The sequence below is a fragment of the Bacillus sp. BR3(2024) genome (genome assembly GCF_039134555.1).
GTDB lineage: Bacteria > Bacillota > Bacilli > Bacillales > Bacillaceae_G > Bacillus_A > Bacillus_A cereus.
In genome coordinates, this window is record NZ_CP152433.1 from 4,605,109 (window position 1) to 4,617,375 (window position 12,267).

The window sequence follows — 12,267 nt, forward strand, 5'->3', positions numbered from 1 at the left end:
GAGAATTTTTTCAAATTAAATGTTAAAATAAAATTTAGGTGTGAATTACGTAACAAATAAGAAACTAGTTTGAAACGAGGAAATTACATGGAGAAAATTATCAAAAACAAGCCCAATAAGCTAAGAATTGCTTCAAAAGCTTTGATGATTATTATTGGGGCATTTATCACAGCGTACGGATTAGAAGCAGTATTAATTCCAAATAACGTATCAGACGGTGGTGTAACTGGTTTAAGTATCGTTAGTTCAAGATTATTTGGATTGCCATTAGGAGCTCTAATCGCAGTTATTAACATTCCTTTCGTTTGGTTAGGGTATAAGCAAATCGGTAAAAGCTTTGCGATTTATTCTATTATCGGAATTGCTTCATTAGCAGTAGGTACCGTTGTCATGCACGGAATACCAGCTATTATTGAAGGCGATACATTATTAGTTACAGTTGTTGGTGGTATTATCATCGGTTTTGGTATGGGACTAGCATTACGTAACGGTGGGGCATTAGATGGAATCGATATGCTTGCTGTATTGCTTTCTCGTAAGTTACCATTTGGAACGAGTGACCTTATTTTATTCTTAAACATGTTCGTATTTATTTTCGTATCAACGGTATTCGGCCTGCAAGGAGCTATCCTTTCGGCAATTGCTTACTTTATCGCTTCGAAAGTGATTCATATCGTTGAAGTTGGTTTAAGTGGTTCAAAAGCATTTAAAATTATTACAAAAGAGCCTGAATTAATGGTAGAAACAATTCGCGATCGTTTAGGCCGAAGTGCAACATATAACGAAGTATACGGTGGTTATTCAAGAGAGAAGTTTAAAGAAATTTCATGTGTAATTAACCGTTTAGAAGAAAGTAAAATGAAAGAACTTATTAATGAAATCGATCCACACGCCTTTATTACAGTTTATGACGTAGCAGAAGTAAAAGGCGGTAACTTTAAGAAACGTGATATTCATTAATCGTTATGAAAAAGAGGGTGTGCCAAAATTTTGGCACACCCTCTTTTTATTATTAAGTTGCTATCGTTGTCAGTTTTTGTCGGTAAGTCGATATATTTCAAAAATCGCTGATATATTTTTACTTCCTCCCTTATGCCTAAATCGTACCACATGAGAGGAATTAATTCCCATAACAAAAAAGACCAAAAAGCAAATTCCACTTTTCGGTCTCTACACTATCTTCTCTTCGTAATTTTTCCTGAACCACCGACCCTCGTTTTCGGAGGAGATGTATTCCTTGGCGGCGTTTTAATAGATGATTTTGGCTTCACATCTGATCCGCTTGAACCGCCTGGTGTTTTTGTAATCTTACCCTTGCTTCCAGTAGAAGGTGGGGGCGTAGTATTACTTCCTTTTTCAGTAATACTTCCCTTATCACCTACTGATGGTTTCGAATCTACATTATCGCCTCGCTTAATGATAGACCCTTTCCCTTCCTTCGTAATTGGAGGTGGGGTTTTCTTTTCTTCTTTCGTAGGTGGTCTCTCTGGAATAACTGGTTTATGATTTTGTCTGTCATTATATCCTCGATAATCACCGTATGATGATTTTCGTGAACCGAATATATCGTTTAATATGCTACCCATAATATATCCTTGCAAGAAGGACGGTTGGTAATTTTGACGGACAAATTCTTTATTACTTATTTCAATTAACGTATCAGATGGTTTCTCTTTATCCTTTTGCAGGTTATAAATCTTATCAGAATAAACGAGGAACATTTGATTTTCGTCTTCTTTAGATGCTTGCTTCGGTTCTCTTTCGTTAATGAGTTCCTTCGCTACTTCAGGAACTGACCGATTGGCGGCCCTATACACGTAAGATTCTTGTTTACCTTCCTTGGCAACAGATTCAAGTGGATAACGGTCTTGAATCGACTTTGTCTGCCCGCCTTGACAACCTGATAAGGCATAACCAGCAACAACAAGTAATATAACGATAGCAAGTATAGGGATCACAAACGATTTAATCATGGTAAACAATCGGTTTGACATGATTACGCCCCCTTACGTTGCTCTTATAATTTGTACATCAGCAGGAATGATTGCTTCTCCCTCATACATCATTGTGCGACCATTTTGCCATTCAATACGCAATAATTTTCGATTATCTGATTGGAATTCCCATATATACTGTTCTTCTGAAGCTGAGAATGGAGTTTTTCCCATCACAACAACACGTCCGTTATATTGTTCTTCCATATGGTACTCGATATCATCCATTTCAATTGTCGTCGGAATTTCATCAATTGAATCTAAGCGACCATCAATTGGAGTATATAATTTGTAATACGTATTTTCTCGGTCTTCAATTTTTAAATAACGAATATCTTTTCCATCTTGCAATGTCAAAACAATTTCCTTACGCGAATGCATACTCGTTTTCCCAATTAATTCATACATAACTAATGAAACTTCAATCATATCGCCAGGAGCTAACGTTAAAAGACTCTTTTCCGGCTTCGGTGGCTCTGGGCTTTTCATTATATTTTTAATTCGTTTAAATAAACTCATGATCTACCCCTCCTTTTCTCTTTATAAACAAGCACCTAAAATTAGTGCACCAACAATATGTAATGATCCGGCTAACATCGCATGTGCAACGCTACCTTCTTTCGTACCTTCTTCTAAATCAAGACCAGACATTTTCTTTAATACGAATTCGATAAACATTTCTACCACTAATAAAATAACGAAAGAAACTGCTGATGCAAGAAGTGCTTGCCATAAATCATTTGCTTTCGTTATCGATTGAGATAAAATGTACCCTTGTGCAAATAATTTCATAATAAAACGAGTTGTTACAGCTGTATTTCCATTTTTGATTTCTTTTAAATCATTGTATTTTGTAAAAATTGAATCAACCCACATAATTGCAAATAAAAGTACTGCACTCGCTCCAGTCCATACAAGCATGGCAACTACATTCATCCATGTCATTGCAAAACCTCCTCTAAAATATAATAGAAAACCGACATGAATATATTTAGACATGTCGGTTCATTTGTCTTTATTCTATATTATTTCTCATACTGCTTCATAATACGAGCTAATTCATCGTCAACAGCAGAATTTTTGTTTAAGCTTGCGAATTCATCATCTAATGATTTTTCTTTCTTATAAACTTCACCGCTTGCTTCCGCTTCAGCCTCTAATTGAAGGGCTTTCTCTTCCATACGGCTTAAACCAGCTTTTGCTGAATTTGAATCAAATCCAGACATCGCCTGATTAATATTTTTCTGTGCTTTCGCAGCATTTACACGTGCTACAAGTGTTTCACGTTTATTTTTCAGCTCTGTTAATTGCTTACGCATTTCTTCTAGCTTTAGGCGCAGGTTATCAGCAGCAGTTTTATTTTGCTCGTAGCTTGCTTTATACTCATTCATTTTTTGCTCTGCATTTTGTTTTTCTTCTAATGCACGACGCGCAAGATCTAAGTTATTAGCTTGAACAGCCATATGAGCCTGCTCTTCACGTTTTTTCACAAGTGCTTCTTGCTCTTCAAATAATATTTTGAATTTCTTCTCAAGTGCGATTTGAGCTGCTACACTTTTCTCAGCCTCTTGTACATCGGCTTGCATATCGCGTAAATATTGATCAGTCATCTTAACTGGATCTTCCGCTTTTTCAATTAACGAATACACATTCGACATTGTTAAATCTCTTAATCGTTTAAATACAGACATCTAAATTCCTCCTATGATATACCTCATATTTCAAATTCACTACTTGGAAAACTGAAAAATCTCCCTTTACAGTAAAGAATATTCATTTTACAGCCTATGTGTTTATTATAACAAAACTAATATGTCCTTACATGTTATTTCCAAAATACATCCATTATAATATGACATTTTATATATAATATTGTATTTACAATATATTATAATTATATCTATTTGGAATTAACTTACTTTTGTGCAATTTCACTAAATTACATAAGTGTAATGTTACTGTAAGCTAACTCGATAGTTGCATTCCAATATTTCTTATACACTAATATCAGAAGCAACAAACAAGCTTCTTCGCATGTAAGCAACGATACAAAAATTGTATTTACTATAAAACAGATAAAAGGAGAAATCATCATGAAAAAATTAGTAGGAATCGGATTAGCAGCAGCAATTTCACTTGGAGCATTATCAGGTTGTTCTTTATTAGGAGAGAAAGCGAACGGCTTTGTACTGTACGGATCAGAAGAACAAGTTCAGCAAATTACAGATAAAAACAAAAAAGAAGTGAAAGAAAAAGACTTCTATAAAATGAAAATGACAACATTAGATGGTAAAAAAGTTCTTGTAATGGATAAGAAAACTGGTGAAGAACTAGTGAAAAAAGAGTTACTTAGCAAAGTTGATGAAAAAGACAACACGAAACCACTTGATAAATTACCAGCTGTAACAACAGAACAAGGTGTATTATTTGCAAAAGAAAAAGTAGAAAATGCTGCACTTGATGGGGCAAAATTAAAATATGAAGGCAACACAATTATCGGAAGTGGTCGTGCATATACAGATATGTATGCGATTGTCGATGACGCAACTTACAGCAATGTAAAAGGTGATGAAAAATCTGTAGGTGTATTAAAATTTGATAAAGACCCAAGTAAAGAATTCCCTGGTTACAAAGGCGTAGAAGCTTCTCAACTTGTAAAAATTAAAAAGTAAAACAAAAAAGCTTTGCGAAATTCGCAAAGCTTTTTTCTATTTATTATGAGCAATTTGCTCCATATCCGGGCTACAAGTTTGCGACTGACATGACTTATTTAAAGAACATGCCGCGCATTTTCCTTTTTTACTTCTCTTTACAAAATTAACTAACGTATATGCTGCATAACCAAAAATGATAGCTCCAATTATAATATTGACCATCATCACAATACATCTCCTTCTAGAATCCGAGTAAGGATCCAACTTGGTATATAATGAGCGTTAATACATAAGCAACTACGAGTGGATAAACGACTGAAAAAATCGTCCACTTCGCTGATCCTGTTTCACGTTTAATAACAGCTACCGTCGCTAAACACGGAACATATAATAAAATAAAGAACATAAATGCATAAGCTGATAATGCTGTATAATGTGCTCCCATTACATTTCCAAGCACATCTTCTTTAACTGCATAAATAATTGCCATTGTAGAAACGACAACTTCCTTCGCTAAAAATCCTGTTAAAAGGGATGCTGCAGCTTGCCACGTTCCGAAGCCGAGCGGTGCAAATAATGGTGCGATAAATCCACCAATCATCGCTAAGTAGCTATCTCCCATATCAACGCCGAATCCTGATGGACCTGCATAGTTTAATAACCAAATAACAACCGAACCACCAAAGATGAATGTACCAGCTTTACGAACAAATCCCTTTCCTTTCTCCCACGTGCTTAGCCATAATGTTTTTGCTTGTGGCACACGGTAAGGCGGTAATTCAATTACGAAAATAGACTTTTCCGCTTTCAAAATTGTAAGAGACATAATTTTTGTAACTAATAACGCAAGAACAATCCCTGCAACATATAAAGAAAATACAACAGTCGCCTGACTATGCGGGAAAAATACGCCCGCAAATAATGCATATACAGGTAATCGTGCTGAACAAGACATAAATGGTGTTACTAAAATGGTAAGTAAACGTTCTTTTTCCTGTTCAATCGTTCTCGCAGCCATGATACCTGGAACGTTACATCCAAAACCGATAATCATCGGAATAAAAGCTTTTCCGTTTAAGCCGAAAAACTCCATAATTCTATCCATAACAACTGCAATTCGCGCCATATACCCTGAGTCTTCTAATAATGAAATAAAAAAGAATAGTGCAAAGATTTGTGGTACGAATACTAATACAGCACCAACACCGGCAATAATACCTTCTGTAACTAGTGCTTGAATAAAATCAGAAGCTCCAATACTTGTAAGTCCAGCCGTCACCCAATCCGTAAGCTGGCCACCAAAAAACTCATCTAACATATCCGATAAAGGTGTACCAATCCACGTAAACGTAACCTGAAAAATAAAAAACATAACTGCTAAAAAGATTGGAAGTCCTAAAATTTTATGTGTAATTAATCTATCAATTTTTTCTGAAAAAGGAATTTTTCCTTCTTTCTCATGCTTCATAACATTTGTTTTTAACTTTTCAATATACGCTTCACGAGTTTTGTAAATGTGCTCTTCTAACGTACAATCAAGTCTTCCTTCTAAGCGAGATCGAATGGCTATGAGTTCCTTATAAATTGGTAATGCTTTCATTTCTTTTTCTACTACTTCGTTATTGCTTAAAAATTGAAGTGCTAACCATCTCGGATGCTCGTAATTCGCTGTCTCTAAAAGAGCAATTACTTCTCCAATTCCTTCATCCATTTGTACACCATATGAAATAAGGAATGGCTTTTTCTCTTTTTTGTCATTTTCTTTAAGAGTCGTAAGCAGTTCTTCACAGCCTTTTCCACTTCTTGCAACAACAGGAACGACTGTTACACCTAATAGCTCTGATAATCGTTTTACATCAATGACAATTCCTCTTTGCTTCGCCACATCAACCATGTTTAAACCAATTGAGACTGGCTTACCAAATTCAAGTAACTGCAACGTTAAATGCATATTTCTTTCAAACTGCGAGGAATCTACGATATTTAACATATGATTAAATTCTTCTGTTAATAGAAAGTTTGTTACAACACCTTCATCACGTGAAACTGGATTTAAATCATACACACCTGGCAAATCAATTAATGTTCCTTGTCTATCTTTTAATTTACCAACCTTCTTTTCTACTGTTACACCGCTCCAGTTTCCTACGTATTCATAAGAACCAGTAAGCGCATTAAATAATGATGTCTTCCCTGTATTCGGATTCCCTAGCAAAGCTACCTTATTCACGCTAATTCCACCTTTATCATTTTCGCGTCACAATGACGAATACTAATTAACTGTCCACGACACTCCAATGTACAAGGACCTTTGAACATCGCTTTCTGTTTCAGGCGAAGTTCGCTTCCTTCAGCAAGACCGAAAGCAGCTAGTCTACGCTTTAATAGCTGATCTAAAGACTGAATACTTTTTACTAACACTTTCTCTCCAATTTTAATATCTACTAAGCTCATAACCTTCCCCCTCAGAAGAGAATGATAATTATTTTCAAAAAAATTATACCACACCCAATTTCTCTTGTACTATACCCTTTTGCTTCATATTTATTAACATTTCGCTACAATTCTATTTCAATTATTGTCATACTGTATTCGTTTGCCATTCTCATCCATTTCGCTTACAATAAACAATAACAAATAAAGAATTTCGTTATCACTGGGGGAGCCATGCCGCTGAGAGGGAACACTTCGTTCCGACCCTTCGAACCTGTTAGTTAATGCTAACGCAGGGATTGTGCAAACGTCCGAAATACATACCTCATTTTTATTTACGTATTTCGTATCCTCCTATGATATCTATTCTTTTTTGTACAACTTGGATTTAGGGGGAGACAACATGCGTAACACCAATTTACAAGCGATGATCGAATCTGCTATTCTTGCAGCCTTCGCCATGATTATCGATATTTTACCATTATCACTTAAACTTCCAACAGGCGGTTCTATCTCATTCGCTATGATTCCTATTTTTATTATTGCTTACCGCTGGGGCTTTAAATCAGCTTTCTTAGGCGGTTTAGTTTGGGGACTATTACAAATTGTCGTGGGAGATGCTTATATTTTAACACCTGTTCAAGCATTCATTGAGTACTTCATTGCCTTTGCTTTTATCGGATTTGCTGGCTTATTCTATCGTCCAATTCAAAAAGCACTTTTAACATCCAATGAAAATAGCTTAGAACAATCAAATTTAGGTAACCATAAAGACAAACATTCATCAAAACAAAATCAGGGTAAGAAAGTCCTTGCTTATATTATCCTTGCTACATTTATCGGTAGCTTTGCTCGCTATTTCTGCCACTTTATTGCCGGCATTATTTTCTGGGGACAATATGCGCCGAAAGGTCAATCAGCTGTGTTATATTCATTAATCGTAAATGGAAGTACAATGCTTGGTTCTTTTATTTTATGTACCGTTTTACTTATATTTTTATTTATCACTTCACCACGATTATTCAAAAGCATCAGTGCTTATCAAATGAATACACAAAAAAAGGGCGCTTAATGAGCGCTCTTTTTTCATATCGTAATATCAATTAAAAATACAATAAATGCGCAAAAGAAAATAAATACCATTATACTTAGCCAATTGCTATGCACGGTTCATCGACTCCTTACATAACCTCATATTCTAAACAAATTATACTGATTAAAAATAAAGATTAGGTAAAGATAATATGAAAATAAATTAAAAAAGCATAGATCATATTGTCTACGCTTTTTTCGGTAAATAGAAATAAAATAATACACCATCTTCTGTATTTTCTGCCCCATATTCAGCATCATGTAGTTCTAAAATATTCTTTGAAATAGCAAGCCCAAGCCCCGTCCCACCTTGTGAACGCTGACGAGCTGTATCCACGCGATAAAAACGATCCCAAATTTTATCTAATTGCTCTTCTTCAATATGAGTACCTTTATTTTCAATGCACACTTTTATACGATTCTTCTCATCTATTGTAGAAATAATAATATCCTCTTTATTTGGTGTATATCGTATAGCATTCGTAATGAAGTTCACGATGACTTGTTCAATCCGGCCTTGATTTGCAATCACTTCAAATGAACTTATATTTTTATGAATATGAAGTTCTTTTTTCTCTATTTCCACAGATAGATGTTCACATATACCTTCAATTACTGTATCAATATAAAACGAATCTTTTTTCATTTTATATGTACCAGATTCAAATTTAGCTAACTCAAGCATATCCAAAATTAACGTATCCATTTTGTCTACTTCTCTCTCCATTGCCTGAAAATAATACTCTTTTTTATGTTCAGCTACCCCATCTTTTAAAATAGAAATACAGCTTTTCATAATACTTAGCGGTGTTTTTAATTCATGTGAAACACCAGAAATGAATTCTTTTCGCGTCTTTTCTAACTTTCTTTCCTTTTCAATATCTTCTTCTAACTGTCCAATATGCGAATGGAGTTTATTTGATAGCACATTAATATTTTTCGATAAATCTCCAATTTCATCTTTCGAAGTAATCGGTATTTTTTCTGTGAAGTCTAAATGCGCTATTTTCTTTGTTGTATCATTTATTTTCAATAATGGCTTTGCAATTTGTTTTGAGTAATAGAACGAAGCTAGAAAAATAAGAACGACTACAAATGCAATGATATAGATATAATAATCTTGCACCATTTGTACAGCTTCATCTACCGGCTGTAAAGAAGCCATCGCATAAATATATGTTACCGATCCGTCTTTTTCTTTTATTGGTTTCATTAATAATTTATATTTTATATCATTCTTTTCGTAGTCCATTGTCTTTGTTGAATACTCTATTTGATTACTCTCTTTTAGTAACACATCCGTTTGAAATTCTTTTATACTATCCAAAAATAAAGTGTTTTTATAAATTGGATTTACGGGGCCTTTTACATCTGGAAACTGTACTTTCGTAACACGCCCTCCTATGTAAACATCTGGTTCTTGAGCAGCTTGCTCCCGAACAGCCGGCTTCTTTTCCTTACCAACTTGTTCCACAGCTGCTTTCTTTTTCTCCTCATTTAATTTACTCATTTTCTCATTAAATGCTTTTTCTAACGGTTTATTAGATCCGCTTAAATTCTGCTTAGATAAAGAAAAAGAGAATGGAATAAAACTATCTTCTTTTCTCACTCCAGAAAAATAAATTTCTTGCCCTAAAAAATGCTCCGATAATTTATTATCAATCTCCTCAATATTGACGAGATTGCCTAAAGGAATTTTAAATATTTGTTGTCCAAAGCTCTTTTGTTGCCTACGATCTATCGTTACCTCAAAATAAAAATCATCTGCATGTTTTAAATTCCCGTTCTTATCTAATGTCGTAATCCACGTATTATTTTCTCTTAAAAAGTCTTGCTCTAGTTTCTGAATTTCTTCTGCATTTCCTGCATGATTTAAATAGTTCTTCTCAAAGGAATTTAAATTCACTTTAATATCTTCCACTTTTCGATTCGCATAATATTGTTTAAAAAATATCGTTTGTCCAATAAATATCGTCGCTAAAATTAACATGCATAATGCTGTTGTAAGAGTAAATAATTTTAGAACAATCCCTTTTCTCATATATTCCCCTCAAATTTATAACCAGTTCGTACTACAGTTGTAATATACTTTGCTTTCTCTCCTAATTTATTTCTTAAATTACGAATATGGCTATTCACCGTTCGATCATCGCCAGCAAATTCATATCCCCAAATTCTTGAAATGAGTTGCTCTCGCGTTAAAACGATTCCTTGATTTTTCATGAAATACACCAATATTTCAAACTCCGTATGCGTTAAACTAACATCTGCCTCATCAACAGTAACAGTACGCGATGGAAAATGGACATGGATGCCATGAATCGATAACGTATCATCTTCGTTCTCTAAAGGTTTCTTCGATGCTTTTCTACTTTCTAATAATCGTTTCGCTCTTGCTAATAAAATTGGCGGACTATACGGCTTCGTCACATAGTCATCTGCTCCAAGTTCAAAACCAAGTAACGTATCGTCTTCATCTACGCGCGCCGTCAGCATAATAATAGGCACCTCCGACGTCTTCCTAATCCTTCGGCAAACAGACCACCCATCAAGTTCTGGCAACATAATATCTAAAATAACTAAATCAACCTCTTCTTTTTCAAATACAACTAAAGCCTCTTTCCCGTCCCTCGCTTCAAACACTACATATTGCTCACTTAAAAAATAATCTTTTAATATTTCACGTAATATGTCTTCATCTTCAACAATTAAAATATTTTTTGACATAATTTATATATCCCCCTCCCGCTTTCAGAAACTATAATTTCACTTTGAATAACTGCCAGTTAACTTCGCCTCGATAATATATCTATCTGGTGCATTCCCTATATAATTAAATGGGTAACAAGTTGTCATTGTTAATATCGGTTCTTCTTTTTTTATAATAACAGTACGATCATCCGCATGAGTAATCCATGTCTTTTGAATTTCATATGTGTACGTTTTATTATCATACTCTAAAACAAGGGTATCCTTTTCTTTCAACTCTTCTAAATCTGTAAATACAGTATCTCGATGTCCACTCAGTACAGTATGTCCCCCTCCAGATGGAGTTGTCGTTAAATCACTAACGAACATACCCACTCCTTTTTTCAAAGTCGTATCATCTGCTCCCCAATATATAGAAAACTTCTTCTTTATTTTCGGTATGTTTAACATCGCTACCTTTTCTCCTTCTTTATGTTCTGTTTGAGAAGAAGGCACTTGAGAAGTTACAGGTGTTTCACGAGAAAGTTGAGTATCTTGTATATTTTTAAGACTCTTTATTTCTTCTGCAGTTAATTGCCCGGCAGAGCTTCTTCCTTTATACCATTCCACAGCATAATAGGATCCCATGAATAGCCCTATAGCCATCAATATGATACCGATATAATTGAGTAACTTCATTCTTCATTCCTCCATGCCAAAAATGGTAGGAGTAACCTACCATTTTTAATATATGAAATTATCCCATTCTTTATAGGAAAATATTTTATTTACGCTTTAATCTTATTGCGACGATTCAAACCAAATAATGTACCTACCGCTACAAGACATGCACTTAATCCCATCATTGCTACATTATTTGATGCTGTATTTGGTAATTTTTCACCTTGTACAACTGGCTTTACTACTTCTTTTTTAGCTACTTCATTCTTTTGCTCGACTTTTATCGCTGCTTCTTTTTTTGTCATATCATTTTTTAACTGTTCTTGCGCTATTCTCTTTTTCTCTTCTTCACTCTTTTTCTCAGCTTTTATTGCTTCCTCTTTTTTAGCCATATCATTTTTTTCTTGTACTTGGGCCGCTTGTTTTTTCTCTACTTCATTTTTTTGCTGTTCCTTAATTGCTTCTTCTTTTTTAGCTTTATCTTGTTGCACTTGCGCTTCTTCTTCCTTTGTTACTGTTCCAGTATCCGCACTCGCTACTGAAGAATATCCTACTGTTAAAAATGCCATTGCACAAATTGGTAATAGTCTCTTTTTCATCTTCATTCTCTCCTTATATTTTATTCACATCAACTCGCACCGGATGTATTACTAGAATAAGCAAGAGATATAAATATAAGATGCAGATGAAATATATTTCATTTAAAGATTTCATTGTAGAAAAAG

14 protein-coding genes and 1 riboswitch are annotated in these 12,267 nt (G+C 34.5%); of the genes, 3 read left to right on the top strand and 11 right to left on the bottom strand.

The annotated features are described in order from the left end of the window. The first annotated feature begins 87 nt into the window (after nt 1-87). Complete coding sequence (locus tag V7S45_RS23770; RefSeq protein ID WP_000411246.1) at nt 88-960, top strand: YitT family protein; 873 nt, start codon at nt 88-90, stop codon at nt 958-960. A 215-nt stretch (nt 961-1,175) separates the two neighbouring features. Here the strand turns inward: V7S45_RS23770 and V7S45_RS23775 are convergent, their stop codons facing one another. The 4 genes from V7S45_RS23775 to V7S45_RS23790 form a co-directional block, all read right to left on the bottom strand. After that, complete coding sequence (locus V7S45_RS23775) at nt 1,176-1,994, bottom strand: DUF4247 domain-containing protein (protein ID WP_000071190.1); 819 nt, start codon at nt 1,992-1,994, stop codon at nt 1,176-1,178. A gap of 12 nt (nt 1,995-2,006) precedes the next feature. Then, on the bottom strand, nt 2,007-2,513 hold the full coding sequence (locus tag V7S45_RS23780; RefSeq protein WP_000051743.1) for a DUF4178 domain-containing protein: 507 nt from the start codon (nt 2,511-2,513) through the stop codon (nt 2,007-2,009). A 21-nt stretch (nt 2,514-2,534) separates the two neighbouring features. Beyond that, nucleotides 2,535-2,939: a DUF350 domain-containing protein gene (locus V7S45_RS23785; protein WP_000220087.1), complete on the bottom strand. Its 405-nt coding sequence runs from the start codon at nt 2,937-2,939 to the stop codon at nt 2,535-2,537. Nucleotides 2,940-3,019: 80 nt separating this feature from the next. Further along, a complete protein-coding gene (locus tag V7S45_RS23790) occupies nt 3,020-3,685 on the bottom strand; it encodes a PspA/IM30 family protein (protein ID WP_025687310.1) in 666 nt (221 codons plus the stop codon). Between the two features lie 402 nt (nt 3,686-4,087). Here V7S45_RS23790 and V7S45_RS23795 point away from each other — a divergent pair, with 402 nt between their 5' ends. After that, nucleotides 4,088-4,666: a lipoprotein BA_5634 family protein gene (locus V7S45_RS23795; protein ID WP_000737501.1), complete on the top strand. Its 579-nt coding sequence runs from the start codon at nt 4,088-4,090 to the stop codon at nt 4,664-4,666. A gap of 36 nt (nt 4,667-4,702) precedes the next feature. On the opposite strand, the gene V7S45_RS23800 is transcribed toward V7S45_RS23795, so the two are convergent. The 3 genes from V7S45_RS23800 to V7S45_RS23810 are packed head-to-tail and all read right to left on the bottom strand — an operon-like array spanning nt 4,703 to nt 7,102. Further along, nucleotides 4,703-4,873 carry a FeoB-associated Cys-rich membrane protein gene (locus V7S45_RS23800; RefSeq protein WP_000989598.1) on the bottom strand — a complete coding sequence of 57 codons (171 nt, stop codon included), beginning with the start codon at nt 4,871-4,873 and terminating at the stop codon, nt 4,703-4,705. Nucleotides 4,874-4,889: 16 nt separating this feature from the next. Then, nucleotides 4,890-6,878, bottom strand: coding sequence for a ferrous iron transport protein B (feoB, locus tag V7S45_RS23805; RefSeq protein WP_001044840.1), 1,989 nt, complete (start codon nt 6,876-6,878; stop codon nt 4,890-4,892). Continuing rightward, on the bottom strand, nt 6,875-7,102 hold the full coding sequence (locus V7S45_RS23810) for a FeoA family protein (RefSeq protein ID WP_000060512.1): 228 nt from the start codon (nt 7,100-7,102) through the stop codon (nt 6,875-6,877). The genes feoB and V7S45_RS23810 overlap by 4 nt, the downstream gene beginning before the upstream one ends. A gap of 194 nt (nt 7,103-7,296) precedes the next feature. After that, nucleotides 7,297-7,398: riboswitch (TPP riboswitch) on the top strand. A gap of 86 nt (nt 7,399-7,484) precedes the next feature. Between V7S45_RS23810 and thiT the strand changes: the two genes are divergently transcribed. Continuing rightward, nucleotides 7,485-8,153 carry an energy-coupled thiamine transporter ThiT gene (gene thiT / locus V7S45_RS23815; protein WP_025686750.1) on the top strand — a complete coding sequence of 223 codons (669 nt, stop codon included), beginning with the start codon at nt 7,485-7,487 and terminating at the stop codon, nt 8,151-8,153. Between the two features lie 207 nt (nt 8,154-8,360). Here the strand turns inward: thiT and V7S45_RS23820 are convergent, their stop codons facing one another. The 4 genes from V7S45_RS23820 to V7S45_RS23835 all read right to left on the bottom strand — a co-directional run bounded on the left by V7S45_RS23820 (nt 8,361) and on the right by V7S45_RS23835 (nt 12,141). Continuing rightward, the gene (locus V7S45_RS23820; protein ID WP_001225339.1) at nt 8,361-10,214 is read right to left on the bottom strand and encodes a HAMP domain-containing sensor histidine kinase; all 1,854 of its coding nucleotides are present in this window, start codon (nt 10,212-10,214) and stop codon (nt 8,361-8,363) included. Further along, the gene (locus V7S45_RS23825; RefSeq protein ID WP_025686752.1) at nt 10,211-10,900 is read right to left on the bottom strand and encodes a response regulator transcription factor; all 690 of its coding nucleotides are present in this window, start codon (nt 10,898-10,900) and stop codon (nt 10,211-10,213) included. The genes V7S45_RS23820 and V7S45_RS23825 overlap by 4 nt, the downstream gene beginning before the upstream one ends. Nucleotides 10,901-10,939: 39 nt before the next feature. Further along, nucleotides 10,940-11,560 (bottom strand): class D sortase, encoded by a 621-nt coding sequence (locus V7S45_RS23830; RefSeq protein ID WP_025686753.1) that lies wholly within the window; start codon nt 11,558-11,560, stop codon nt 10,940-10,942. 89 nt (nt 11,561-11,649) lie between these two features. Further along, nucleotides 11,650-12,141 carry an LPXTG cell wall anchor domain-containing protein gene (locus V7S45_RS23835; RefSeq protein WP_000746700.1) on the bottom strand — a complete coding sequence of 164 codons (492 nt, stop codon included), beginning with the start codon at nt 12,139-12,141 and terminating at the stop codon, nt 11,650-11,652. Between the last annotated feature and the right edge of the window lie 126 nt (nt 12,142-12,267).